The following is a 25,765-nucleotide window of genomic DNA, read 5'->3' on the forward strand; positions in this document are numbered from 1 at the left end:
TTATCGACTTTCCTGACCGTAATGGCGTTGATCGCTCAAGCCCAGCTTGCCGGGATTAAGTATGTTCTGCGGGTCCAGCTGGCGCTTGACCGCAAGCAGCACGTTGAAAGCGCTACCCAACGATTCCTGCATGTAAGGCGCCCGCAGCAGGCCCACGCCGTGATGATGGCTGAGCGCCGCATTGTATTTAATCAGCACGGCGTTGGCCGCATCCCATGCGGCGCGATACCACTGGGCGCGCCGCTCCACCTCGACGTCGCCACGCAGCGAAAAATACAGGCAGGCCCCGTCGACGTAAGCATGCGACTGGTGCGCGGAGCCCGCCAGCGTGCCGGGCACCGCGTTCACCGCCGCCACCACCTCGCTGTAAATGGCGGACAGGTCGCTCCAGCGGCCCGACATCTCAAGCGTGTCCGCCACGAAGCCCGGGCTGCGCTTGAAGCCCTCGGCGCTTTTGCCGGTCAGATAGCGCGTTTCCAGCCAGCGTTCAAAGATGGCATCGCCGTCCAGCTTTTCGCCCAGTTCTACGCAGACGCCTTCGCTGATCTGCATGACGGCGTCCACGATCTGGCGCGCGCCCTCGTCTGCCACCAGCAGCACGTTCAGGTCGGGTCGATTGAACTGCACCCCGCTTTCCAGCTCGTCATACAGGCGCAAGGCGGCAGGGTTGGCGCCGCGCTGCATGATCTCGCGGCACGCGTCCAGGCCGATGGCAAACGTTTTGAAACCGTACGCGATGGCGCGGCCATAGTCAGGCAAGCGATGCAGCTTGAGTCGCAACCGCACGATTACGCCCAGCGTGCCTTCAGAGCCGATGAAAAGCTGCTGCAGGTCCGAGCCCACCGCCGCGCGGGAATAGCCGCCCACCGTGATCAGGCTGCCGTCGGCCAGCACGACGTCCATGCCGAACACCATGTCTTCGATCTTGCCGTAGCGCGTGGACAGCTGCCCTGCCCCCCGGCAAGCCGCCCAGCCTCCCACCGTGCTGATGCCGAACGACGACGGCCAATGGCCCATCGTCAGCCCGTATTCATTCTGGATGGTCTGTTCAAAGACGTCGCCGAACATGCCCGCTTCGACTTCCACGATCTGGCTTTCGCGGTCCACGCCGATCAGCTTGTTCAACTGGCATACGTCCAGCACGATGCCCCCGCGCACGGGCAAGGCGGCCCCCGTGACATTGCTGCGCCCCGCCGACACCGTGACCGGGATGGCCTCGGCGTTGGCGTAACGCATGACCGCCTGCACCTGCTGCACCGACGACACCGTCACGATCACCGCCTGCGGCGTCGCGGGCTTGCCGCCGGTTTCGGACACCATGGACCCCGCCCACCAATCGCGCGTCCAGGCCACGACGTCGGCCGTGGCCGTCATGACGTTGTCGGCGACATGCCGCAGGGCATCGACCTGCGCTTCGGTGACGCGCACGGGGTCGCTTTGCAGGCCGGGTTCGGTGCCGGCGCCTGCGTCCGTCAAGGTGGCGGCATAGGCAGGCGGCGTGTGTGCGCCCACGACGTAATTACCACGGTTGTAGCCGCGCTTGATGGCTTCTTTGCTGATCATTGTTCGTCTCCCATGAGTATGGATTTTTCGTGCTTGATGGCAGCCAGGTAGTCGTTCACCTGCTGCGCGATGGTGGCGGGCGGCAAACCGAGTTCCGCCTGCAAGATCTGTCCGACACGGCCGGCGGCAAGCGCGGACGCGTCGCGCGCCATCAGGCGCGTGCGCATGCGCCTGGCCAACACGTCTTCAACGGTGCCGGCCATTTCGTGACGCACCGCGTAAAGCACCTCGGCTTCGGTATAGGGCAAGCCGTCGACAATCGGCGTCACCAAAGCCGGCGACGCCTGCATCAAGTCGCTGACAAAACGCGCCTCGGTGCCATAGCGTTCACCCAGATGCGCCGACAGGCCGCCAGAGGCCACGATGGCTTGCGGGTCGTAGCCGGCGGCGCCCAGCAGATAGGCCTTCTTGGTCTGGCAGGCATTGCGCTGCCCCAGCACCTGTTGCGCGGCGTCAATGGTCTGTTCCGCCATATGCCGCGACGTGGTCAGTTTGCCGCCCACGATCGTCACCAGCCCGTCGCCGGACACGCGAATTTCGTGGTTGCGCTTGATCTCCAGCGTTTTGCCCCCGGGCGGCGCCACCAGCGGGCGACAGCCGGCGATGCTGCCCACCACGTCTTCGGCTTGCAGATCGGTTTTGAGCGCCGAGCGCGCGCCTTCCAGCAGGAAGTCCAGTTCGCGCCGCGTGCAGTACACGTCGTCGAGGTTTCCTTCGTAGTCTTCGTCGGTGGTACCCAGGTATGACACGTCGCCCCAGCGCGTGATCGTGGCGCGACGGCTGCGACCCGGCACGGGAATGGTCACCGTGCAGTCGTTGCGGACCTTTATCCAGGGCACCGCCACGTGCACACCCTTGGCCGGGCGCACGTGCAGGACGGGTTCATCGCCCTTTTTCGCGCCGGTCCAGTCGCGTAGCCAAACGCCCGTCGCCATGATGACGACTCGGGCGCGCGCGCGGATTTCTTTGTTATCCGCGTGGATGATCGCGCCATCTACCTTGCCGTGCGTGTCACGCGTGACCTCGACCGCCTTGGCATGATTGGCCACCGCCGCGCCGTGAAAGGCGGCGGTGCGCGCCACCGTCAGCGTCAGGCGCGCATCGTCAACGCGGGCGTCGTAATACAGGAAACCACCCAGCAGGCCGTCTTCCTTGAACGTGGGGCAATGCGACAGCACTTCGGCCGCCGTCAGCTTCTGGTGCAGGATGCCTTCGCGCCATCCGCCGGCCACGTCATACGTCCACAGCAGGCTTTCAAACGCCTTGGACAAGCGCTTGTCGAAAACCCCGTCGCGTTCCAGGATGGGAAAAAGAAACGGCAGCCGCTGCACCAGATGCCGCGCGTTGCGCCGCAGCCGTTGGCGTTCATGCAGGGAATGCCGCACCAAACCCAGGTTGCCCTGTTCGATATAGCGCAAGCCCCCATGCACCATCTTCGAGGATTTGGACGAGGTGCCCGAAGCAAAATCATCCTTTTCGATCAACGCCACGCGATAGCCGCGCAAGGCGGCGTCCAGCGCGGCATAGGCGCCGGTGATGCCGCCCCCCACGATCAGGATGTCGAACTGCTCGCTGCCCAAGCGATCCAGCTGTTCGTGCCGGTTCAGGCGCAGGGGTTCGGTGCTGGTCATGTCGGCCCGGTCCTTCCTGGGCTTTCTGGATAGCCACCCGATCATTTGTGCAATGCCTCCTGGTTGTCTTGCTTGAACTGTTTGACGTGGCCCAATTCCGAGCCCACTCGGGCGTGCCACAGGGCGCGGCGGCGGCGGCGTTCGTCGGCGTCAACGGCAGGCTGAAACACGGCGTCGGTCACGATGGTTTTGCACGCCTCGTGCAATGAAGGCCACAACAGGCCGGACGAGCCCGCCAGGTACGCGATGCCGCGCAGGCTGGCGCGGTCGGCCTCCTGCATGCGGCGTATGGGAATGCCGATCAAGTCCGCTTGAATCTGCAACAAGGGGTCGCTGCGCGACAGGCCACCGCCCACGACCAGTTCGGACACGCGCACGCCGGACGCCTGCTCGTCCGCTTCGATGCAGCTGGCGACGGAATGCGCAATGCCTTCCAGAATGGCGTAGGCCACTTCGGCCTGCGTCGTGGCCATCGATACGCCCGTCAACGACGCGCGGGCCGCGGCTTCCATCCGGGGCACGCGCAGCCCGGTCAAGGCCGGCACGAAGGTCACGCCGTTCGACGCGTTCACCGTTTCGGCCAACGCGCTGATCTCGTGCGCGTCCTTGAACCACTTGAGCTTTTCGCACACCCAGTTCAATGCCGATCCGGTCGTTGCCACAAAAGTCTCGACCGCGAAGTGCGACACGCCTGACTGCCGCCGGGCCGTCATCGTCAACGACCCGTCGGACATGCCGGCTTCCAAGGGAGTTTCGGTGCCGATGACCAGGTCCACGAAGCTGCCCGTGCCATGCACGCACATGGCTTGCCCCCGGTCCAGGCAACCCAGGCCGATGGCGCCCGCGTGCTGGTCGCCGGCAGACGCCAGGATCGGCACGTCGATACCCAAAAGCGCCGGGCGCGTCCGTCCGAAATCATCCGCGTCCTGACGCAGGGTCGGCAGCAGCTCGTGCGGAAAGCCAAGCTCCTGCACCCATTCCAGGTAGTAGCGATGGTCCGCAAGCACATAGGCGCCGGCGGAGGTGGCGTTCGTGGGCGTAGTCACGCATTCGCGCCGCTGTGAAAAATGCCACAGCAACCACGTGTCCACGGTGCCGAACGCCAAGCGCTTCTCTTGGCAAGCCTGGGCAACAAGCGGCGAATCGCGCAGATGGCGCGCCGCCCATAGATACAACGAGCGCACCCCCACCGGCCGACCCACGCGCTCTCGCAGCCGGGCGTCCCATTCCGGCGCCAATTGGTCCAGTTCGTCGACGAAGCGCGTGTCCTGCCAGACCATGGCCGGCACCAGCGCGCGCCCTGTCTGCGTGTCCCACAGCACCGCCGTGGCACGTTGTGTGGCCAGCGCCAGCGCAACGATCTCCTGCCCCTCGGCGATCGCTTGGGCGATGGCATCCCGGCAGACCTGGACGGTGCGGTCGAGGATATCGTTGGCGTCCTGCTCCACAACACCTGGCCGGGGCGAGTCAACATGCAGCGCCACGTATTGCAGGCAAGACACATGGCCGTCCCGTGACACCGTGGCCGCCCGCGTGCCGGACGTGCCCTCGTCTATGGCCAGAATCACTTTGTTGTTCGTCATCGCGAGGCTTTCCCAATGGCGGGGTCCAGGGCAGGCAGCACGGCGTCGTCCTTGAACTGGGGCGCGTCGGCTTCGTTGTCCGGATTGATGGTGGTGCGGGTGGGGTCCCACTTGATCACGAAGCAGATGATGCTGGCGATCAGCGGCACTATCGAGAGAATCAGGAAGGTCTTTTCAAGGCCATAGTTTTCGCGGAACAGCGGAAACACCAGCAGTCCGATCGCGGCGCCCGTGGAACCGAGCGCGCCGATGATGCCGTTGGCGCCCGCGCGCAGTTCACTACGGAACGACAGCGACGACAGGCTCTTGCCGTTGGCACCCGGTCCGCCCGAATGGAACAGGATGAACAGCGACGGCACCACGACGGCCAGCCACAGCGGCATCTTGCCGTGGAAGGTACCAAGGATCAGCAGCATCAGAAACACCGCGGCAAAGCCGAATGCCGATGCGCGGCGCAGGCCCAGCTTGCGGCCGATGTACGGCGACAGAAACCCGCCGAAAATGCCGAACACGTTGAACACCAACGCGCCGATGGTGGCGAAGACAAAGTCCTTGCCAAACAGCGCGGCGCTGATCAAGGGCAGGTACCAGCCCACGGCGAAGTACTGGATCGACTGGCCGATCTGGACCGTTGCCGCCAGGATCGTGCGCGGCAGGTAAACGCCGCGAAAGATCAACAACACGTTGGCAATGCCGCGCTTGGCCTGGTTGACCACCGGCACACGCTCGTGCATCGGCGCCGCCGCGAAGGGCTGCCCGTAGATGCGCGTCATGGCGCGCGCCGCCTGCTCGACACGCTCTTTGCGGGCCAGCCAGATCGGGCTTTCGACCATATAGCGCATTTGCAGCAGCAGGATCACGACCGCGAAGACGGCGGTGGCCGCGACCGAGTAACGCCAGATCGAATCGCCCACATCCCACGAGAAAAACAACAGGGCCAGCAGCAGGTTCGTGCACACGGCCGTGTACCACATGCCCTGCCAGGTATTGAGGCGGCTTTTGAATTTAAGCGGGGTGAATTCGGCCAGGACGGCCATCGCGATGGCGAAGTCGATCCCGTAGGCAGCACCTACGAAAAACCGGCCGACCAGAATGACTTCGAAGCTGGGCGCAAACATCACCAGCAACGCGCCGATGACAGCCAGGAATTTTGCGATGACCAAGGGCCGGATCCGGCCCCAACGATCCGCCATCCAGCCGCCGATGGGATTGAACGCAATGGCCACCCACGCGGCAAACGAGGTCATCAGGGCGACTTGACCGGCCGCAAGGCCCAGGTCGCGCGTCATGGGACCCAGGCCCGCGCTTAGCGCGGAGTTGGCAAACGCATCCAGGAACAGTCCACCCAGGGCCAGCCACCAGATCAGGCCTGCCCGCCCGGTGATACCGGGCCGTGAATCGATAAAAGCGATGACATCGTCGATGCCACGTATTTTTACGGTCGATGATTGCACAGTCGTCTCCTCTTGGAATTATTTCTGTAAGAGGTCGACGCAAACTGCGCGCAATAAAAGACCACCCTACAGATGGTCTTTTATCTAAATCTGTGCGGTGACTTTATGGGCTGGGCAAAGGGGTGTCAAGCCTTGCGGGCATCAGGATAAACCCTGTTCCGCGCGGCATATCGGCTTTGCTTGATGCAGGTGCATAGAAAGTATCCAAAGCGGCCGGAAAGTATATGGAACGCGGGGTTTTTATATCTTTTTCTTCTTATTTTTCAATGACTTGCAATAAATATATAAGCTGTCAAACTACGCCCGCTCTTTGATCTTGGCGTCACCCTGCGGGCCGAACGATTCCCGGCCGCGCTCCATTCCCGAATAACAAAAACACATCATGGCGCAACGTGGCATACACACGCGCCATGCGGGCGCACGCGTGCTCCACCACGCAGGCGCAGGTCTTTGCCCAACACCCACGTCCCTCGCAACATCGTTTCACCAAGGAGAAACCCATGCGCTTAATCACCGACCAAGAACTCAGCAATATGTCGACGGAAAACAAGCGTCGGCGCCATCAGGAACTGGACAAGAAATTGTTGGTAGCCGCCGACCGTGGCTGGGCATGCGTGCCACGCATTGAAGCCAGCCGCGCCAAAGTCCATGCCGCCATCCTGATGGACGTAGAACTGGGCCGCGATGTCGAACCCAGAACCGAAAAGCGTCGCGACCGTATCAAGGTCAAGAACTGATAGCTGATTGAACGCCGCCGTTGGTGCAGCCAGTTAGCTAACTAACCGGGGTATCAACGGCGCTGGCGCGTGGCCATGCAAAGCGTGCAAAGGATGGGGCCAAGATGGGGCTGAAAGACTGCAAATTCTAATTATTATCGGCAGTCAGCCGGCGCCTACCTTTCGCTTTCAGTTTCCTTTTCGCTTACCTTTTCGCTTTCTCTTTCTCTTTCTCTTTCCCACTAAGCCGTTGATGCAAAAGCCCTTGTGGGCCAACAACGTGGCCCTGGATGCCATCAATGTGGCCCGGGAGGCCGGCAACGGCTTTCAGTTGTATGGTGCGAAGGAGGGGACTCGAACCCCTACACCTGTTACGGCGTCAGGACCTAAACCTGGTGCGTCTACCAATTTCGCCACCTTCGCTAAAGGTCAAGCCCGCTATTGTAGCTTGCTTGTTAAAATCTTGCGTCATGAATCCGCGCCTCGATGCTTTACACCCCTACCCGTTCGAAAAACTGCGTGCGTTGCTGGCTTCCGCCGACGCGCAGCAGAACGGCCTGACGCCTATCAACTTGTCGATTGGCGAGCCCAAGCACGCCGCACCCGAGTGCGTGGCGCAGGCAATTCGCGGACAGATGGGTGGGCTTTCCGTGTACCCGTCAACCAAGGGCGATCCGGCGCTGCGCCAGGCGATTTCCGCTTGGCTGGCGCGCCGTTACAGCATTCCCGCCCCTGACGCCGACACGCAGGTCCTGCCGGCGCTGGGTTCGCGCGAAGCCCTGTTCGCTTTTACCCAGACCGTGATTGACCCGTCCGCTGCGTCGGTTGTGATCTGCCCCAACCCGTTCTATCAGATTTACGAAGGTGCGACGCTGCTGGCCGGCGCCACGCCCTACTTCGTCAACGCCGACCCGTTGCGCAATTTTTCCAGCGACTGGAACCAGGTGCCGGATGCCGTGTGGAAGAAGACCCGGCTGGTGTTCGTGTGCTCGCCGGGCAACCCGGCCGGTAACGTCATGTCGCTGGACGAATGGGAAGTCCTCTTCAAGCTGTCCGACCGTTACGGCTTTGTGATTGCATCGGATGAATGCTATTCCGAGATTTATCTGGACGAAGGTGATGCGCCCCTGGGCAGCCTGCAGGCGGCGCGCCGCCTGGGCCGGGACGACTACCGCAATCTGGTGGCGTTTTCCAGCTTGTCCAAGCGGTCCAACGTGCCGGGTTTGCGGTCGGGTTTTGTGGCGGGCGACGCCGCGCTGATCGGCCGCTTCCTGTTGTATCGCACGTATCATGGCAGTGCCATGAGCCCCCTGGTGTCGGCGGCCAGCATCGCGGCCTGGGCCGACGAGGCGCACGTGAAAGACAACCGCCGCCTGTATCGCGAAAAATTCGACGCGGTCGTCCCCATACTCGAAAACGTGCTGGATGTGTCACGCCCGAAAGCCTCTTTCTACCTATGGGCGGCCACGCCGGGCTCGGATACGGCGTTTGTGCGCGACCTTTATGGCCGTACCGGTGTTACCGTTCTGCCGGGCAGTTTCCTGGCGCGGGAAGCGCATGGCGTGAATCCCGGCCACGGCCGCATCCGTATTGCGTTGGTGGCGCCTTTGGCTGATTGCGTGCAAGCAGCCGAACGCATCGCCCATTTTGTACATACTTCTGTTTGATCAACCTTTAAAAGCTGAGCCGCTATGACTCTCGACCTGCAGACCACCATCGAAAAAGCCTGGGACGACCGGACCAACCTGACTCCCTCCGACGCCAGCGCCGAAGTGCGCGAAGCGGTGGAACACACCATCGACGGGCTGGATCTGGGCCGCCTGCGCGTGGCTGAGAAAATCAACGACGACTGGGTCGTGCACCAGTGGATCAAAAAGGCCGTGCTGCTGTCGTTCCGCCTGAACGAAAACGCCATCATGGGCCAGGCACCGCTGCAGTTCTACGACAAGGTGCCGCTCAAGTTTTCGGAATACGGCGACAACGCCTTCAAGCAAGGCGGCTACCGCGTGGTGCCGCCCGCCGTTGCCCGCCGTGGCGCGTTCATTGGCCGCAACGTCGTGCTGATGCCCTCCTACGTGAACATTGGTGCCTACGTTGACGAAGGCACCATGGTTGACACCTGGGCCACCGTCGGCTCGTGCGCGCAGATCGGCAAGAACGTGCACCTGTCGGGTGGCGTGGGCATCGGCGGCGTGCTGGAACCCCTGCAAGCCAACCCCACCATCATCGAAGACAACTGCTTCATCGGCGCCCGTTCGGAAGTCGTCGAAGGCGTGATCGTCGAAGAAAACTCGGTTTTGGCCATGGGCGTGTTCCTGTCGCAAAGCACCAAGATTTTTGATCGCGCTACGGGCAAGATCACCTACGGCCGCGTGCCGTCCGGTTCCGTCGTGGTGCCGGGCTCGCTGCCGTCGGCGGACGGCTCGCACAGCCTGGCTTGCGCCGTCATCGTCAAGCGTGTCGACGCGCAAACGCGCGCCAAGACCAGCATCAATGATCTGCTGAGGGCGTAATGAGCACGTCAGCCGTACTGGATCTGGTCAAGGACCTGATCGCCCGCCCGTCGGTCACGCCGGCGGATGAAGACTGCCAGGCGGCGTTGGCCGCCCGGCTCGAGCGCATCGGCTTCACGTGCGAAACCATCGCACAGGGCGGCGTCACCAATCTGTGGGCCCGTCGCGGCAGCGCCGCGCCGTTGACCGTGTTCGCCGGTCACACCGATGTGGTGCCTCCGGGTCCGCGCGAAAAGTGGGATAGCGACCCTTTCGTGCCCACTGAACGCGACGGCTGGCTGTACGGCCGTGGGGCGGCCGACATGAAAAGCTCGATTGCTGCCTTTGTGGTGGCGGCCGAGGAATTCGTGGCGGCCCACCCGCAGCATGACGGTTCGATCGCGCTGCTGATCACGTCCGACGAAGAAGGCCCGTCCATCGACGGCACCGCCATCGTCTGCGACGCATTGAAGGCGCGCGGCGAAAAGCTGGATTACTGCATCGTCGGCGAACCAACCTCGGGCGACGTACTGGGCGACACTTGCAAGAATGGTCGCCGCGGCTCGCTGTCGGGCAAGTTGACGGTCAAGGGCATCCAGGGCCACGTCGCCTACCCGCATCTGGCGCGCAACCCCGTGCACCAGTTGTCGCCCGCGTTGGCCGAAATCGTCTCGATTGAATGGGACCAGGGCAACGAGTATTTTCCGCCCACGACGTTCCAGGTGTCGAATCTGAACTCGGGCACCGGCGCCACCAACGTAGTCCCCGGCGAAGCGGTTGCGCTGTTCAACTTCCGTTTCTCCACGGCCAGCACGCCCGAAAGCCTGAAGACGCGCGTGCACGCCGTGCTGGACAGGCACGGTCTGGAATACGAGCTGGACTGGGACTTGGGCGGCGAGCCCTTCCTGACCCCGCGCGGCTCGTTGACCGACGCGCTGGTGCAGGCAATTCTCAGCGAAACCGGCGTGACCGCCGAGCTGTCCACCACGGGTGGCACATCGGACGGTCGCTTCATCGCCAAGATCTGCCCGCAGGTGATCGAGTTCGGTCCTGGCAACGCCACGATCCACAAAGTGAATGAGCGCGTCGAAGTGGCTTCGCTGGAGCCGCTGAAGAATATCTATCGGCGGACGCTGGAAAATCTTCTGCTGAAATAAAAAGTCCCCGCGCTGCGCTCGCCGCGCAAGCGCTCTGCCCCCTTCCCAGGGGGCGCGTTTTTCCCGGTTCGGCATGCTGGACGGGGGATATAAGGCCTGTTATGTATCAATCCGCCCGCCAAGAATTGCTGACGCTGCGCGACCTTATCCGCTATGGCGTGTCGCGCCTGAATAGCGCCCAGGTGGCGCTGGGACACGGCAGCGATAACGCTTGGGACGAAGCCGTCTATCTGACGCTGCACGCCCTGCACCTGCCGCTGGACACGCTTGAACCGTTCCTGGACGCGCGCGTGGTCCGTGAAGAACGCGACCGCGTGCTGGACCTGCTGGAACGCCGCGTGACCGAGCGCGTGCCGGCGGCCTACCTGACCAACGAAGCCTGGCTACGCGGCCACCGCTTCTACGTGGACCAGCGCGTCATCGTGCCGCGTTCGCCCATTGCCGAACTGCTGGACGCGGGGCTGTCGCCGTGGGTCCAGGACCCTTACGCCGTGGAAAATGTGCTGGACATGTGCACCGGGTCGGGTTGCCTGGCCATCCTGTCGGCCATGGCCTTCCCCAACGCCCACATTGACGCGGTGGACGTGTCGGCCGATGCGTTGGAAGTTGCCCGGCGCAACGTCGACGACTACGGCTTGGCCGACCGTCTGGACCTGCATGCCAGCAACCTCTTCGACAATCTGCCGGCTTGCCAGTACGACGTCATCATCTGCAATCCGCCTTATGTGAACAGCGGTTCGATGGACGTGCTGCCGCAGGAATACCGTCATGAGCCGCAGCTGGCCTTGGCTGGTGGCGACGACGGCATGGACCTGGTGCGGCGCATCCTGGCGTCGGCGCCACAGTACCTGGCACCTGAAGGCGTGATCGTGCTTGAGATCGGTCACGAGCGCGACTTCTTCGAAGCCGCCTTCCCGCAGCTGTCGCCCGTCTGGCTGGACACGGAAGAAGCGTCGGACCAGATCCTGCTGCTTACCCGAGAGCAACTCAGCCTGTGATACGCGCCACTGGATTAACCCTGCGCCGCGGCACGAAAGTGCTGTTGGACGGCGCTGAATTCGTCGTACACCCCGGCGAGCGCGTCGGCATCGTGGGCAAGAACGGCGCGGGCAAGTCCTCGCTGTTCGCGCTGCTGACCGGCGCGCTGGACCTGGACGCCGGCACCGTGAACCTGCCGGCGGGCTGGCGCATTGCCAGCGTCAAGCAAGAGTTGGACGCCGACGACCGCCCTGCCCGCGAATTTGTCATCGACGGCGACACGCATCTGCGCGAATTGCAGGCGCGCCGCGCCGAACTGACGGACGACCAAGGCACGCAAATCGCCGAAGTGGAAGCGGCGCTGATCGAAGCCGGCGCCTGGAGCGCCGCCTCGCGCGCCGAGCAGTTGCTGGCCGGCCTGGGCTTCAAGCCCAACGAATGGATGCTGCCGGTCGAAAGCTTCTCGGGCGGCTGGCGCATGCGCCTGGCACTGGCCAGCGCGCTGATGGCCCCTTCCGAATTGCTGCTGCTGGACGAACCCACCAACCACCTGGATTTGGACGCCATGCTGTGGCTGGAGAAATGGCTGGGGGCCTATCCGGGCACCGTCATGCTGATTTCCCACGACACGGAATTCCTGGACGCGGTGGCCAAGTCCATCCTGCATTTCGACCACGCCAAACTGGTGCGGTATCGCGGTGGCTACGGTGATTTCCTGACGCAACGCGCCGAGCGCCTGCGCCAGACAAACATCGCCTACGAACGCCAGACGCGCGAGACGGCCCGCCTGCAAGGCTTTATCGACCGCTTCAAGGCCAAGGCCTCCAAGGCCAAGCAGGCGCAAAGCCGCGTCAAGGCGCTGGCCCGCATGCAGGTGCTGGCGCCGCTGCATGCCGAAGCCGGCATCGACATCCGCATCCCCTCGCCCGATCAGGTGCCGGACCCGCTGTTGACGCTGGAACACCTGTCGGCCGGGTATACGGACGCGGCAGGCAACGCCATTCCGATTCTGCGCGATGTGACCTTGATGGTGCGCGCGGGCAGCCGTGTCGGCGTGCTAGGCGCCAACGGCGCCGGCAAAAGTACCCTGATCAAGACGCTGGCTGAAGAGATCCCCGTGCAAGCCGGCGAACGGCGCGCGTCCCGTGGCTTGGCGATTGGCTACTTTCATCAGCACCAGCTGGATATGCTGGACGTGGACAGCACCCCCATCGCCCATCTGGCGCGGCTGGCGCCGGAAACGCGCGAACAAGAGCTACGCAATTACCTGGGCGGCTTCGGTTTTTCCGGCGACACCGTCACCAGCAAAGTCGGCCCGATGTCAGGCGGGGAAAAGGCGCGCCTGGCGCTGTCCTTGATCGTCTGGCAAAAGCCCAATCTGCTGCTGCTTGACGAACCCAGCAACCACTTGGATGTCGAAACGCGCGAAGCCCTTGCGGCCGCACTTGCCGACTTCGGCGGCAGCATGCTGCTGGTGTCGCACGACCGGCATCTGCTGCGCACCACCGTGGACAGCTTCTGGATCGTCGCGGACGGCGCCGTACGTGAATTTGATGGCGACCTGGAGGACTACCGCGACTGGCTGGCTGCCCGCAACGCCGGCGAACGCGCCGAAGCCGCGCGCGAAAATGCCGAGGGCGGCGAACCCGTCGTGGACCGCAAGGCGCAACGCCGCGCTGAAGCCGAACAACGCCAACGCCTATCCGCGCTGCGCAAACCGCTGGAGTCAAAGTTGGCCAAGGTCGAGGCCGAGATGGAAAAGCTGCGCGTCAAATTGCACGCGCTGGACGCCGTCATTGCCGACGCAGATTTGTATTCGGACGCCCGCCGCGCCGAACGCCAGAAGGTCATGGCCGAGCACGGCGAACACGGCAAGCGCATGGACGAACTGGAAGAACAATGGCTGGAAATCCAGGGGTCCCTGGAAGAGATCGATCAAAGCGAGGCATGACCGCAGGGCTGAAACGGCTGCAAAGCCCGCGACAGCGGCACAGTCCAAACTGCCCAAACCGCTGAGATCAAGGATGGAAAACGGGGGCCGACTGGCCCCCGTTTTATCACTACGAGTACGGACGTTCGCGCAAGCGGGTGTGGTGATCGATCACGGTGTCGATTACCTCGCGCAGGATGGACTCGGCCAACGCGGGCGGCACGCCGGCCTCTTCCGCCAGGCGACGAATGCGTTCGACTTGTTGGCTTTCCCGTTGCGGGTCCACCAGGTCCATTCCGTGATTGGTTTTCAATTCACCAATCATGTCCGTGCAGCGAAACCGCACGCCCAACAGCAGCATGATCTGCTGGTCGATTTCATCGACCTCGGCGCGCAGGGACGCCAGCTCGGCTTTCGGAGACTCGTTGTTGGCCATGTTTAACCCTGAACAATATCAAGCTTCGCGATACCCAGCGCCAAGGTCTTGGCGCCCACGTCGCGAAACTGGATTTCTGCCTGGGCGTCCTGTCCAGCGCCGCTCAAGCCAATAATCGTGCCATCGCCAAACCGCGCGTGATGCACGCCCTGACCCACACGATACTGCTTGTCGCCCACCGTGACACCGCTTGCGATGCCCCGAGGTTGACGCGGCGCAATGGTATTGGTGGCTTTGCGGCCGAAGGCATCGCCCCGATTGCCGCCGCCCCAGCCGGCGCCCGTGCTGCTGACCGGCGCCAAGCCGGCCTTGGGTGACAACCACTTCAGATGCTCTTCGGGAATCTCGTCCAGAAAGCGTGAACGCATCGCGTAGCGCGTCTGGCCATGCAGCATCCGGCTTTGCGCCAGGCTGATGTACAAACGCTGCCGTGCACGCGTGATCGCCACGTACATCAGGCGCCGCTCTTCTTCCAGCCCGGATTGCTCAAGAATGCTGTTCTCGTGCGGGAACAGGCCTTCTTCAAGGCCGGTGATGAAGACGGCGTCAAACTCCAGTCCTTTGGCGGCGTGCACCGTCATGAGCTGGACGGCGTCCTGGCCTTGTTGGGCCTGGTTATCGCCGGCCTCAAGCGCAGCATGCGACAGGAACGCCGCCAACGGCGTCAGGCCGTCAGAGGCCACGATGGGCGCATCGACCACGCCGGGCATCAGCGTGGACGACGTGGCCTGATCGGGCACCACGCCGGCAGGCATGCCGTCGTAATTTTCTTCTGACGCGAACACGGCTGCCGCCGTGATCAATTCGTTCAAGTTTTCAAGCCGCTCGGCGCCTTCGCGCTCTGCCTTGTAGTGGGCGTTCAGACCACTGGTTTCGAGCATGTGCTCGACCATTTCGGGCAGCGGCAGATCGCGCGTTTCTTCGATCAGGCGATGGATCAGCTGGGCGAACTGCGCGAGGTTGGAACCGCCCTTGCCGGCGACCAGGGCCACCGCGCCGTACAGGCTGGTGTCGTGCGCGCGGGCCGCATCGGCCAGTTGCTCGAGCGTGCGCGCGCCGATGCCGCGCGTCGGGAAATTGACGACCCGCATCCACGACGTGTCGTCATGCGGATTGGCCATCAGGCGCAAGTACGCCAGCGCGTGCTTGATTTCCTGGCGTTCAAAGAAGCGCAGGCCGCCGTAGACCTTGTACGGAATACCGGCCGAGAAGATGGCGTGCTCGATCACGCGCGACTGGGCGTTGCTGCGATACAGCACGGCGATCTCGCGGCGCAGGCTGCCGTCGTGGATCAGCGAACGGATTTCGTCCACGATCCATTGGGCTTCCATGCCGTCGGACGGCTGTTCGATGACGCGCACCGGTTCACCTTCGCCCTGATCCGTCCAAAGATTCTTGCCCAGGCGGCCGCTGTTGTGACCGATGAGCGCATTGGCGGAATCCAGGATATGCCCGAACGAGCGGTAATTCTGCTCAAGGCGTATGACGGTGCCGTGCGCGTAGTCGCGCTCGAAGTCGGACATATTGCCGACGTTCGCGCCCCGGAACGCATAGATGGATTGGTCGTCGTCGCCCACGGCAAAAATGGCCGCGCCACCGCCGGCCAGCAGGCGCAGCCACTTGTATTGCAGCGTGTTGGTGTCTTGGAACTCGTCGACCAAAATATGGCGGAAGCGGCGCTGGTAGTGCTCGCGTACCGGGGCATTGCGCGACAGCAGTTCGTAGGCGCGCAGCAGCAGCTCAGCGAAATCGACCACGCCTTCGCGTTGGCACTGGGCTTCGTACAGCTGATAGATTTCGATCAGGCGGCGGCGATGGGCGTCATAGGCCTCGACGTCTTGCGGACGAAGGCCTTCTTCCTTGGCGCCGTTGATAAAGCGCTGCACATCCCGGGGCGGGTACTTTTCGTCGTCGACGCCATTGGCCTTCATCAGGCGCTTGATGGCGGCAAGCTGATCCGTCACATCCAGAATCTGGAAGCTTTGCGGCAAGCCGGCGTCGCGGTGGTGCGCACGCAGCATGCGGTTGCAAAGGCCGTGAAAGGTGCCGATCCACAAGCCGCGCGTATCGATCGGCAAGATTGCCGACATACGCGCCAGCATTTCGCGCGCGGCCTTATTGGTGAACGTGACCGCCAGAAGCCCAAAAGGCGAAGCCTGGCCGGTTTGAATCAGCCAGGCCATGCGGGTAGTCAGTACCCGGGTCTTGCCGCTGCCCGCCCCGGCCAAGACCAGGGCGTGCTGCGGTTCTAACGTTACTGCGGCGCGTTGTTCAGGGTTGAGCTTCTCTAGCATCATGCCGCGTAGCGGCGCAGATGTTGAGCGAATTGCTCGAGCCCGGCGATGCCGCTTTGCTGGGCGCGCTGGCACCAGGCCTGCAGGTCATGAAGAAGCTGTTCGCTGCTGGCGCTGGAGCTTTCCCAGATGCGGCCGAGTTCACGACGCATCTGCACCAGAGTCGACAACGACTTGTTTTTGGCAATGGCGTTATCCACGGCGGCAAGCTGTTCAGGCTGGAGGATTTCCTCGTTGCGGTGGATGGCACGACGCACCTGACGCAACTTGGTGTAGTCGCAATCTGCGTTGCCTTCCTGGCGCGAGGCCTTCAGCTTGTTCATCTCTTCGCGAGCGGCGCTCTTGATCACGTCCGCGTAGCGGGCCATGACTTCGTAGCGGTGGGTGATCACGCCTTGCAACGTGCGCAGGTCGATGCCGGTACGGCTGTCATCCAGCTTGAGCTTGGGTGCAACCTTCTTGATCTTGGCCAGGCCGAAGAACTTCAGGATGTTGATGTAGCACCAGCCGATGTCGAATTCGTACCACTTGGCCGAGAACTTGGCCGACGTGCCGTGAGCGTGGTGGTTGTTGTGCAGCTCTTCGCCGCCAATCACGATGCCCCACGGGAACACGTTGGTGCTGGTGTCCGGGCTGTTGTAGTTGCGGTAGCCCCAATAGTGGCCGATACCGTTGACGACGCCGGCTGCCCAGAAGGGAATCCAGGCCATCTGAACCGCCCACACCGTCACGCCGACCGCGCCGAACAGGGCGACGTCGATGGCGAGCATGGACAACACGCCCCACAAGCTGTGCTTGCTGTAGACGTTGCGTTCGAGCCAGTCGTCAGGCGTACCGTGACCGAATTTGGCCATGGTTTCCTTGTTGTTCGATTCTTCGCGATACAGCTCCGCGCCGCGGAACAGCACCTTCCAGATGCCGAACAGCATGGGCGAGTGAGGATCGCCTTCCTTTTCGCACTTGGCGTGGTGCTTGCGGTGAATGGCAACCCATTCCTTGGTGACCATACCGGTCGTCATCCAGAGCCAGAAGCGGAAGAAATGCATGACGGCAGGATGGAGATCCAGACCGCGGTGCGCTTGGCTGCGATGGAGAAAGACGGTGACCGCAACAATCGTGATGTGCGTCACGACCAAGGTGAATACGACGATCTGCCACCAAGAGGCTTGGGTCAGACCACCGGCAATGAAGGAGAGGATGTAATCCATAAAGCTGTTATGAGCCTCGCTTGTTAAGTGCCTGAAGTTTAGCTTACCTTTGCCGACTTATGACAAGGTAGTTTCAAAATAGTTTTTGAGCGAAATCAAGGACTAAGCCCCGATTTCTGCGCACAAAAAACCTCACTCGCGACCGCTTCAGGCAGATCGCGAGGCCAGTCCAGCGCGTAGACGGCGCTTTGGGCCGGCTACCCCTTCTATGTGGGGGGTATTCGCCAAGACACCAGGTTTTGGCTACATTCCGGTACTAAAGTTCCTGTCAGCAAACGGCGTGCCCCCCGACGAGGCGCCATGCAAGCCCCCGTCTGTTGCGCTTGATGGGATTCAAAACTGTCTCTTTTGCCCCACTCATGCTGTCCAGAAAAACCTGTCCCTTATTGTTTTCGACCCTGGCGGTGACGGTGCTGGCCGTCCACGCACCCGCGCTGGCGCAGAACTTGAAGTCCGGCGATGTGACCGTGCTGGCGTCGTATTACGAGATACGGGGATCCGACTGCCTGGCGCTGCGGGCGCCCCGAGTGGTGATTACGCAAAACCCGACGCTGGGCAAGGCCAGCATCGTGCAGACGCGGGGCCAGTCCAGTGACAGCGGCCGGTGCGCTTACAAGGCCGTGCCGGTGTCGCAGGTGGTGTACGCCGCGGATCAGCCGGGTGCCGACACACTGGCCTGGGAAGTGAAATACCAGAACAAGACGCTGGGCACGCGGCGCTATAGCGCCACCGTGGGCGTCGCCCCCGCCCGGTAAGCTGGGCTCGGTAAGCTGGGCCCGGCAAGCTGGGCCCGGCAAGCGGGAAGCGATCCGAAGATCGCAAGACCCGCCTACCAACCGGTGTAGCCGATTGACCAAAGCGTCAGGCGGGTTTGTCCTGCTTACCCGTGTCAGTGACCGGCTCGGATACCGCCTCAGATGCTGCCGGCTCAGGAATCAACTCGGCATCGTCCCCAACCTCTGAATCATCGGCTGCCGTCGCGATCGCCGTTTCAGGTACCCGATCCGATTTCTCATCAAGGGTGCCGTCTTCCAGCAGATCGGCGTCGACGGCTTCGGCAGCCACATCCGCCCCCGCAATCGCCTCCGCATCCGCCACCGTATCGGTCGCCGCGCCCTTCTTTTTGCGCTCGAACACCGCCGCGAAGAAGCCGTCCGTGCCGTGCACGTCAGGACGCAGTTGCAGATACGGGCCTTCAAGCTTCAGGCTTTCGCATCGCGAAGCCAGAATCTCGGCCGCGTCCACGCGTTCAAAGTCGGGATGGCTGGCCAGGAAGCGCTCGGCCTGCACTTCGTTTTCCTCTGCCAGCAGGCTGCACGTGGCGTAGACCAGACGTCCGCCCGGCGCCACGCATCGCGCAGCGCTGTTCAGGATGCGTTCCTGCAGCTGGCCCAGTTCGGCCAGCGCCTGCGGGTGCTGGCGCCACTTCAGGTCGGGATTGCGGCGCAAGGTGCCAATACCGCTGCACGGTGCGTCCACCAGCACGCGCTGCGCCTTGCCGGCCAGGCGCTTCACGCGGGCGTCGTTCTCGCTGTCGATCACAACAGGCACCACGTTCGACAGACCGCTGCGCGCAAAGCGCGGCTTGGCACGGGCCAGGCGCGCGGCCGACACGTCAAACGCGTAGAGGCGGCCGGTAGAGCGCATCAGCGCGCCCAGCAGCAGCGTCTTGCCGCCGGCGCCGGCGCAAAAATCGATGATCATTTCGCCACGGCGCGGCGCGACCAACAGGGCAAGCAGCTGGCTGCCTTCGTCCTGGACTTCGATGCTGCCGTTTTCAAATTGCGGCCAGCGATTGATCGCCGGACGCCCTTCCATGCGGATGCCCCACGGCGAAAACGGCATGGCGACGGGCTCGTAGCGGCCTGCACTTTGTTGCAGCTCCGCCAGCATGGCATCGCGTTCGACCTTAAGGGGGTTGACGCGCAGATCCAGGCTGGCCTGGCGGTTCAGCGCTTCGACCAGCGTGTCCGGGCTGTCCATCAGCGCCAAGCGCTCGTCGAGCCAATCAGGGATGCTTCCCCGCACGGCGCGCGGCAAGGTGGACAAATCGATCTGCGACACACGCTTGAGCCATTCGGCTTCGGCGGCGTCCAGGCCCTCTTCCAGCGCTTCGGCGCCCAGGGTGGCGTTCAGGCCAAGAATGGCCAGGCGACGCGACGCGGGGCCCACGCCGCTTTCGCCGAATTGGCGGTAGCGGCGCAGGTGTCGCAGCACGTCGTAGACGGCTTCGGCGACCTCGGACCGATCGCGCGCGCCCAGGTTCGGGTGGTGGCGCAGCCAGTGCGACAGCGCGGCGTCGGCCGGATAGGTCCATTGCAGGATTTCGCCCAGCACGCGCTGGACCTGGTCGATGCGGATGGCCGCGTACGATTGGCGCGGACGGTTGAACTGCGGCTTTTGCGACGTCTGGTCGCGATTGCCCTGCCCGGCTTCACCACCGCGCGACCCGGCATACTGGCCGCGTTCGCCCCGTTCGCCGCGTTCGCCGCGTTCGCCGCGTTCGCCGCGTTCGCCGCGATCATCGCCACGGGGGCCGTCGTACGACGAGCGCGGCTGACCTTCGTGGCGCTCGGCGCCATACGAACCACGCTCGCCGCCACGGTGCTCACCACGGCTTTCTCCGCGCGGGCCGTTGCCGTAGGACGGGCGGGAATCCGGGCGGCCCTGGCCTTGCCCATGTTCACCACGACGGTCCGAACCATAGGAAGCACGTTCGCCGCCACGATTCTCGCCACGCGGGCCGTTGCCGTAGGACGGACGGGAATCCGGGCGGCCCTGGCCTTGCCCGTGTTCACCACGACGTTCCGAACCATAGGAAGCACGTTCGCCGCCACGATTCTCGCCACGCGGGCCGTTGCCGTAGGACGGACGCGAATCCGCGCGGCCCTGGCCTTGCCCGTGTTCACCACGACGGTCCGAACCATAGGAAGCACGCTCGCCGCCACGATTCTCGCCACGCGGGCCGTTGCCGTAGGACGGACGCGAATCCTGGCGGCCTTGGCCTTGACCCTGTTCACCACGACGTTCCGAACCATAGGAGGCACGTTCGCCGCCACGATTCTCGCCGCGCGGGCCGTTGCCATAGGACGGACGCGAATCCGCGCGGCCTTGGCCTTGCCCGTGTTCACCACGACGTTCCGAACCATAGGAAGCACGTTCGCCGCCACGATTCTCGCCGCGCGGGCCGTTGCCATAGGACGGACGCGAATCCGCGCGGCCTTGGCCTTGTCCCTGGCCGCCACGGCGCTCCGCGCCATAGGAACCGCGCTCACCGCCCCGGTTTTCGCCGCGCGGAGCGTCGTAAGACGGGCGGGGGGCCGGGCGACCCTGGCCCTGCCCTTCCCGGCGGTCGCCCCCGAACGAGCCGCGATCGCCACGCTCGCCGCGCGCCCCCGCGCGGCCTTCGCCACGCTGGGCCTCAAACGACGGGCGCGGCGCCGGGCGTCCCGCGTCGCGGGCAGGACGCTCATCGCGCCCACGCTCGGTACGCTGCTCGCGGGCCGGCGCCTCGCGGGCTTCGCCCTTGGGACGCGAGAAAAAGGACCGACCGTCGCGCCCTTCGGAAGCGGCCCTCGGGGAGCCTGCCGGACGAGAACGCGGAGATTGGGGTTTAGTCATGGTGTGTTCCAGTGGGGCGAAGGAGTTCCGCCCGGTAAATGCGATTCGGGGCCGCTCAGGCGGCCGGCGACCAGGTGAAAAGGCGTGCGGGGTCCCCCTGCACGTCCACTCGATGGTCGGTTGTCAGGGTAACCCGGCCTTCCGCCAACCAACGCACGGCAGCCGGAAAAGCCTGATGTTCCACTGCCAGTACGCGGTTGGCCAGCAGGTCGGGCGTATCACCGGCCAGAACCGGCACACAGCCCTGCGCAATGATCGGGCCGTGGTCCAGGACCGGAGTCACGAAATGCACGGTGCAGCCGTGCACGCGCACGCCCGTCGCCAGCGCTTGGGCGTGAGTATGCAGGCCGGGAAACGCCGGAAGCAACGACGGGTGAATATTGACCAGCCGCCCGGCGTAATGGTTGACGAAACCCGGCGTCAGCACGCGCATGAAGCCGGCCAGGATGACGTAATCGGGCGCATAGCGGTCGATTTCCGCGGCCAGCGCGGCATCGAAAGCATCCCGGCTGGCGTAGTCCTTGTGATACAGGGCCGCGGTGGGAATGCCCTGGGCAGCCGCCCACTCCAGGCCGCCCGCGTCAGGACGGCTGGCGATGACGGCGGCGATGTCAGCTGGCCAGCCCTCATTTCGGCAGGCCTCGGCCAGCGCCTGCATGTTGCTGCCCCGCCCTGAAATCAGGATGACAAGGCGGCGCTTAGAAAGTTGTGTTTCCGGCAAGATAAAGAATCCAATGATGACCCCCAACGCGCCCGGCTGGGACGCGGTTCGCTTGGCGCAACGGGCTTGTCCGCCCTCTTCCCGCGCCATGAAAACCGGTCGGCGCGTGAACGATTGGGGGGATTGGAACAAACCCGGAATCCAAAATTGTAAACTCTCGCTCGTGAAACCATCGCTGCGTATCTACCGATCCCTGCCTCCGCCCGACCGGCGCGCTCCTTGCGCGCTGACGATCGGCAATTTCGACGGCGTCCATCGCGGGCATCAAGCCATGCTGGCGCGCGTCTGCGAAGCCGCCCGCGAGCGCGGGCTTACCCCTTCCGTGATGACGTTCGAACCGCATCCTCGGGAGTACTTCGCCACCCTGAACCAACGCCCCGAACTGGCGCCGACCCGGGTGTCCGGGTTGCGCGACAAGCTGTCGGCGCTGGCGCGTTACGGCGTTTCCCAAGTTGTGGTGCAGCGCTTCAACGCCAGACTGGCCGAGATGTCGGCCAACGCCTTCATTGAAAACCTGCTGGTGCAGGGCCTGCAAACCAAGTGGCTGCTGGTGGGCGAAGACTTCCGCTTTGGCCATAAACGCAGCGGCGACATCGACCTGCTGCGTGAAGCCGGCATGCACCACGGGTTCGAGGTGCAGACGCTGGCCGACGTAACCGACCAGCAAGGCCATCGCATTTCCAGTTCCGAAGTCCGCACGGCCTTGGCCGTGGGCGATCTGGACCGCGCCCGCCATCTGCTGGGGCATCCGTACCATATCAGCGGCCATGTCATCCACGGCCAGAAATTGGGCCGCACGCTGGGCTACCCCACGATGAACCTGCGCGTGGCGGAACGCTGCGCCGCGCGCTCGGGCATCTATGTAGTGCAGGTTTATGGCCTGGCCGACCGGCCCTTGCCCGCCGTGGCCAGCCTGGGCGTGCGCCCAACTGTTGAAGATCGTGGCCGGGTGCTACTTGAGTCACACCTGCTCGACGACACCATCAATGCTTACGGTAAACTCGTACGCGTCGAATTCCTGCACAAGCTGCGGGACGAAGAAAAATTTCCTGACCTCCCTTCCCTGACTGCCGCCATCGCCGAAGACGCGCGAAACGCGCGCGCCTATTTTGCCGTTCATGGACTATAAAAAGACCCTCAACCTGCCCGATACCCCCTTCCCCATGCGGGGCGACCTTGCCAAGCGCGAGCCCGCCTGGATTTCGCAGTGGGAGGAAAACCACGTCTACCAGGCGATCCGTGCGGCCAGCCGCGGCCGGCCGCGCTTCGTGCTGCACGACGGCCCGCCCTATGCGAACGGCGACATTCACATCGGCCACGCGGTCAACAAGATCCTGAAGGACATCATTGTCAAGAGCCGCAACATGGCCGGCTACGACGCGCACTATGTGCCTGGCTGGGATTGCCACGGCATGCCGATCGAAATCCAGATCGAAAAGAAATACGGCAAGCACCTGCCCGTGGCCGAAGTGCAGTCGAAGGCTCGCGCCTACGCGCTTGAGCAGATCGACCGCCAGCGCAAGGATTTCAAGCGTCTGGGCGTGCTGGGCGAATGGGATCGCCCGTACATGACGATGAACTTCAGCAATGAAGCCGACGAAATCCGTGCGTTGGGCCGCATCCTGGACAAGGGCTATGTGTTCCGTGGCCTGAAGCCCGTGAACTGGTGTTTTGACTGCGGTTCGGCACTGGCCGAAGCCGAAGTCGAATACGCCGACCGCGTCGACCCCGCCGTTGACGTGGCCTTCCCGTTCGCTGAACCGGCCAAGCTGGCGGCGGCTTTCGGGCTGGAATCGGTGGACAACGGCGCCATCGTCATCTGGACGACCACGCCCTGGACCATCCCGTCCAACCAGGCGCTGAACGTACATCCGGAACTCGAATACGCGCTGGTGCGCGTGTCGCCCGCGCCCAAGTTCGGCCCGCTGCTGCTGGTGGCTAAAGACCGCGTTGAAGCCTGCCTGAAATCGTGGAACCTGGAAGGCGAGATCATCGCGACGGCGCCCGGCGAAGCGCTGTCCGAAATCGAATTCCGCCATCCGTTGGCGCAGTTCAACCCGGCCTACGACCGCCGCGCCCCCGTCTACCTGGGCGACTACGTCACGGCCGACTCGGGCACGGGCGTCGTGCACTCGGCCCCGGCCTACGGTATTGAGGACTTTGTGTCGTGCAAGGCGCACGGCATGAAAGACACCGACTTCATCAGCCCCGTCATGGGCGACGGCAAGTACGTGGACAGCCTGGCGCTGTTCGGCGGCTTGTCCATCTGGGACGCCAACCCCAAGATTGTCGAGGCGCTGACCGAAGCGGGCGCGCTGATGCACGTCGAAAAGCACAAGCACAGCTACATGCACTGCTGGCGCCACAAGACGCCGATCATCTACCGCGCCACCAGCCAATGGTTCGCCGGCATGGACGTGGCCCCGAAAGACGGCGGCCCGACCTTGCGCGAATCGGCGCTGGCCGGCATCGACGCCACGGCCTTCTACCCGGCCTGGGGCCGCGCCCGCCTGCACGCCATGATCGCGAACCGCCCGGACTGGACGCTGTCGCGTCAGCGCCAGTGGGGCGTGCCGATGGCGTTCTTCGTGCACAAGGAAACCGGCGAACTGCATCCGCGCACGACCGAATTGCTGGAACAGGTGGCGCAGCGCGTCGAGCAAGGCGGCATTGAAGCCTGGCAAGCGCTTGAACCGCGCGACCTGCTTGGCGACGAAGCCGACCAATACGAAAAAAACCGCGACACACTTGATGTCTGGTTCGATTCCGGCAGCACGCACGCCACGGTGCTGGGCGGCAAGGACGGCGACTTCGCCGGCTCGCACGGCGCCGAACTGGGCTGGCCGGCCGACCTGTACCTGGAAGGTTCGGACCAGCATCGCGGCTGGTTTCACTCGTCGCTGCTGACCGGTTGCATGCTGTACGGCCAACCGCCCTACAAGGCGCTGCTGACGCACGGCTTCGTCGTTGACGGCCAGGGCCGCAAGATGAGCAAGTCGGTGGGCAACGTGATCGCCCCGCAAAAGGTATCGGATTCGCTGGGCGCGGAAATCCTGCGCTTGTGGGTGGCCTCCACCGACTATTCAGGCGAACTGTCCATCTCGGACGAAATCCTGAAGCGCGTGGTCGAAGGCTACCGCCGCATCCGCAACACGCTGCGTTTCCTGCTGGCCAACGTGGCCGACTTTGACGCCGTGTCGCAAGCCGTGCCCTACGGCGACCTGTTCGAAATCGACCGCTACGCGCTGACCATGACGGCGCAGATGCAGGCCGAAGTGCAGGCCAACTATGAACGCTACGACTTCCACCCGGCGGTCTCGCGCTTGCAGACGTTCTGCTCGGAAGACCTGGGCGCGTTCTACCTGGACATCCTGAAAGACCGCCTGTACACGTCGGCACCGGGCAGCGTGGCGCGCCGCTCGGCCCAGACGGCGCTGCTGGACATCACCCAGACGCTGCTCAAGCTGATGGCCCCGGTTCTGTCCTTTACTGCCGAAGAGGCCTGGAAGGAACTGGTCGGCTCCGCCCTCAAGCATCAGGCCGACGCCGCGCGCACGACCATCTTCACCGAGGTCTACCACGCGTTGCCGCCGTTTGCCGACGCCGAAGCGCTGTCCGCCAAGTGGTCGCGCCTGCGCGCCATCCGTGCTGAAGTCCAGCGCAAGCTGGAAGAGGTGCGCACGGCGGGCGAGATCGGTTCGTCGTTGCAGGCCGAAGTGGACCTTTACGCCAACGGCGACGACCAGCAACTGCTGGCCAGCCTGGGCGACGACCTGCGCTTTGTGCTGATCGTGTCGCGCGCCACCGTGCACCCGGGCGACGGCGAAACTCGCATCGATGTCACGCCGTCGGCGCACAAGAAGTGCGAACGCTGCTGGCATTGGCGCCTGGACGTGGGCCAGGACGCGGATCATCCCGAGATCTGCGGCCGTTGCGTGTCGAACCTGTTCGGTTCGGGCGAAGCCCGCGACAAGGCATGAA

General features: G+C 63.8%; 18 protein-coding genes and 1 tRNA gene. 9 read left to right on the forward strand and 10 right to left on the reverse strand.

The annotated features are described in order from the left end of the window. Genes V6F88_RS07375 through V6F88_RS07390 form a run of 4 tightly spaced genes read right to left on the reverse strand, consistent with a single transcriptional unit; the run spans position 1 to position 6,231 of the window. Positions 1-1,563, reverse strand: a complete 1,563-nt coding sequence (locus V6F88_RS07375) for an FAD-binding oxidoreductase (protein ID WP_332608654.1) — start codon at positions 1,561-1,563, stop codon at positions 1-3. Next, positions 1,560-3,239, reverse strand: a complete 1,680-nt coding sequence (locus V6F88_RS07380; protein ID WP_332608655.1) for a glycerol-3-phosphate dehydrogenase/oxidase — start codon at positions 3,237-3,239, stop codon at positions 1,560-1,562. Before V6F88_RS07380 ends, V6F88_RS07375 begins: the two co-directional genes overlap by 4 nt. Continuing rightward, complete coding sequence (locus V6F88_RS07385) at positions 3,236-4,777, reverse strand: FGGY family carbohydrate kinase (RefSeq protein ID WP_332608656.1); 1,542 nt, start codon at positions 4,775-4,777, stop codon at positions 3,236-3,238. The genes V6F88_RS07380 and V6F88_RS07385 overlap by 4 nt, the downstream gene beginning before the upstream one ends. Continuing rightward, complete coding sequence (locus V6F88_RS07390) at positions 4,774-6,231, reverse strand: MFS transporter (RefSeq protein WP_332608657.1); 1,458 nt, start codon at positions 6,229-6,231, stop codon at positions 4,774-4,776. The genes V6F88_RS07385 and V6F88_RS07390 overlap by 4 nt, the downstream gene beginning before the upstream one ends. Positions 6,232-6,731: 500 nt before the next feature. Here V6F88_RS07390 and V6F88_RS07395 point away from each other — a divergent pair, with 500 nt between their 5' ends. Beyond that, complete coding sequence (locus tag V6F88_RS07395; RefSeq protein ID WP_332608658.1) at positions 6,732-6,968, forward strand: toluene tolerance protein; 237 nt, start codon at positions 6,732-6,734, stop codon at positions 6,966-6,968. Positions 6,969-7,283: 315 nt separating this feature from the next. Here the strand turns inward: V6F88_RS07395 and V6F88_RS07400 are convergent. Further along, positions 7,284-7,370: transfer RNA gene (locus tag V6F88_RS07400), tRNA-Leu, on the reverse strand. 47 nt (positions 7,371-7,417) lie between these two features. Here V6F88_RS07400 and dapC point away from each other — a divergent pair. From dapC to V6F88_RS07425, 5 genes are all read left to right on the forward strand, one after another. Continuing rightward, entirely contained in the window at positions 7,418-8,614 is a 1,197-nt protein-coding gene (gene dapC / locus V6F88_RS07405; RefSeq protein ID WP_332608659.1) for a succinyldiaminopimelate transaminase, read from the forward strand. A gap of 24 nt (positions 8,615-8,638) precedes the next feature. After that, entirely contained in the window at positions 8,639-9,460 is an 822-nt protein-coding gene (dapD, locus tag V6F88_RS07410) for a 2,3,4,5-tetrahydropyridine-2,6-dicarboxylate N-succinyltransferase (protein WP_046804657.1), read from the forward strand. Continuing rightward, entirely contained in the window at positions 9,460-10,596 is a 1,137-nt protein-coding gene (gene dapE / locus V6F88_RS07415) for a succinyl-diaminopimelate desuccinylase (RefSeq protein ID WP_332608660.1), read from the forward strand. The genes dapD and dapE overlap by 1 nt, the downstream gene beginning before the upstream one ends. Positions 10,597-10,697: 101 nt before the next feature. Then, a complete protein-coding gene (gene prmB / locus V6F88_RS07420; RefSeq protein ID WP_332608661.1) occupies positions 10,698-11,594 on the forward strand; it encodes a 50S ribosomal protein L3 N(5)-glutamine methyltransferase in 897 nt (298 codons plus the stop codon). After that, the gene (locus V6F88_RS07425; protein WP_332608662.1) at positions 11,591-13,525 is read left to right on the forward strand and encodes an ABC-F family ATP-binding cassette domain-containing protein; all 1,935 of its coding nucleotides are present in this window, start codon (positions 11,591-11,593) and stop codon (positions 13,523-13,525) included. Before prmB ends, V6F88_RS07425 begins: the two co-directional genes overlap by 4 nt. A 109-nt stretch (positions 13,526-13,634) precedes the next feature. Here V6F88_RS07425 and V6F88_RS07430 read toward each other — a convergent pair whose 3' ends face one another. Genes V6F88_RS07430 through V6F88_RS07440 form a run of 3 tightly spaced genes read right to left on the reverse strand, consistent with a single transcriptional unit; the run spans position 13,635 to position 17,442 of the window. Next, a complete protein-coding gene (locus tag V6F88_RS07430) occupies positions 13,635-13,940 on the reverse strand; it encodes a chorismate mutase (protein WP_332608663.1) in 306 nt (101 codons plus the stop codon). Between the two features lie 2 nt (positions 13,941-13,942). Next, the gene (locus V6F88_RS07435) at positions 13,943-16,237 is read right to left on the reverse strand and encodes a UvrD-helicase domain-containing protein (RefSeq protein WP_104144452.1); all 2,295 of its coding nucleotides are present in this window, start codon (positions 16,235-16,237) and stop codon (positions 13,943-13,945) included. Next, positions 16,234-17,442 (reverse strand): DesA family fatty acid desaturase, encoded by a 1,209-nt coding sequence (locus tag V6F88_RS07440; RefSeq protein ID WP_332608664.1) that lies wholly within the window; start codon positions 17,440-17,442, stop codon positions 16,234-16,236. Before V6F88_RS07440 ends, V6F88_RS07435 begins: the two co-directional genes overlap by 4 nt. 359 nt (positions 17,443-17,801) lie before the next feature. Here V6F88_RS07440 and V6F88_RS07445 point away from each other — a divergent pair, with 359 nt between their 5' ends. Beyond that, complete coding sequence (locus tag V6F88_RS07445; RefSeq protein ID WP_332608665.1) at positions 17,802-18,197, forward strand: hypothetical protein; 396 nt, start codon at positions 17,802-17,804, stop codon at positions 18,195-18,197. Positions 18,198-18,303: 106 nt separating this feature from the next. Here V6F88_RS07445 and V6F88_RS07450 read toward each other — a convergent pair whose 3' ends face one another. Together V6F88_RS07450 and purN are read right to left on the reverse strand one after the other, a co-directional pair. Then, on the reverse strand, positions 18,304-19,779 hold the full coding sequence (locus V6F88_RS07450; protein WP_332608963.1) for an RsmB/NOP family class I SAM-dependent RNA methyltransferase: 1,476 nt from the start codon (positions 19,777-19,779) through the stop codon (positions 18,304-18,306). Between the two features lie 1,339 nt (positions 19,780-21,118). Beyond that, complete coding sequence (purN, locus tag V6F88_RS07455) at positions 21,119-21,784, reverse strand: phosphoribosylglycinamide formyltransferase (RefSeq protein ID WP_332608666.1); 666 nt, start codon at positions 21,782-21,784, stop codon at positions 21,119-21,121. A 163-nt stretch (positions 21,785-21,947) separates the two neighbouring features. On the opposite strand from purN, the gene V6F88_RS07460 reads away from it, so the two are divergent. Together V6F88_RS07460 and ileS are read left to right on the forward strand one after the other, a co-directional pair. Further along, the gene (locus V6F88_RS07460; protein ID WP_319305278.1) at positions 21,948-22,913 is read left to right on the forward strand and encodes a bifunctional riboflavin kinase/FAD synthetase; all 966 of its coding nucleotides are present in this window, start codon (positions 21,948-21,950) and stop codon (positions 22,911-22,913) included. After that, positions 22,903-25,764, forward strand: a complete 2,862-nt coding sequence (gene ileS / locus V6F88_RS07465) for an isoleucine--tRNA ligase (RefSeq protein WP_332608667.1) — start codon at positions 22,903-22,905, stop codon at positions 25,762-25,764. Before V6F88_RS07460 ends, ileS begins: the two co-directional genes overlap by 11 nt. Position 25,765: the final 1 nt, after the last annotated feature.

The organism is Achromobacter sp. ESBL13 (assembly GCF_036668755.1).
Taxonomy (GTDB): Bacteria; Pseudomonadota; Gammaproteobacteria; order Burkholderiales; family Burkholderiaceae_B; genus Achromobacter.

Bases quoted from the DNA above. Each gene is read 5' to 3' on its own strand.
- V6F88_RS07375 (WP_332608654.1), bottom strand. From the start codon at position 1,563: ATGATCAGCAAAGAAGCCATCAAGCGCGGCTACAACCGTGGTAATTAC.
- V6F88_RS07380 (WP_332608655.1), bottom strand. From the start codon at position 3,239: ATGATCGGGTGGCTATCCAGAAAGCCCAGGAAGGACCGGGCCGACATG.
- V6F88_RS07385 (WP_332608656.1), bottom strand. From the start codon at position 4,777: ATGACGAACAACAAAGTGATTCTGGCCATAGACGAGGGCACGTCCGGC.
- V6F88_RS07395 (WP_332608658.1), top strand. From the start codon at position 6,732: ATGCGCTTAATCACCGACCAAGAACTCAGCAATATGTCGACGGAAAAC.
- dapC (WP_332608659.1), top strand. From the start codon at position 7,418: ATGAATCCGCGCCTCGATGCTTTACACCCCTACCCGTTCGAAAAACTG.
- dapD (WP_046804657.1), top strand. From the start codon at position 8,639: ATGACTCTCGACCTGCAGACCACCATCGAAAAAGCCTGGGACGACCGG.
- dapE (WP_332608660.1), top strand. From the start codon at position 9,460: ATGAGCACGTCAGCCGTACTGGATCTGGTCAAGGACCTGATCGCCCGC.
- prmB (WP_332608661.1), top strand. From the start codon at position 10,698: ATGTATCAATCCGCCCGCCAAGAATTGCTGACGCTGCGCGACCTTATC.
- V6F88_RS07430 (WP_332608663.1), bottom strand. From the start codon at position 13,940: ATGGCCAACAACGAGTCTCCGAAAGCCGAGCTGGCGTCCCTGCGCGCC.
- V6F88_RS07435 (WP_104144452.1), bottom strand. From the start codon at position 16,237: ATGATGCTAGAGAAGCTCAACCCTGAACAACGCGCCGCAGTAACGTTA.
- V6F88_RS07440 (WP_332608664.1), bottom strand. From the start codon at position 17,442: ATGGATTACATCCTCTCCTTCATTGCCGGTGGTCTGACCCAAGCCTCT.
- V6F88_RS07445 (WP_332608665.1), top strand. From the start codon at position 17,802: ATGCTGTCCAGAAAAACCTGTCCCTTATTGTTTTCGACCCTGGCGGTG.
- ileS (WP_332608667.1), top strand. From the start codon at position 22,903: ATGGACTATAAAAAGACCCTCAACCTGCCCGATACCCCCTTCCCCATG.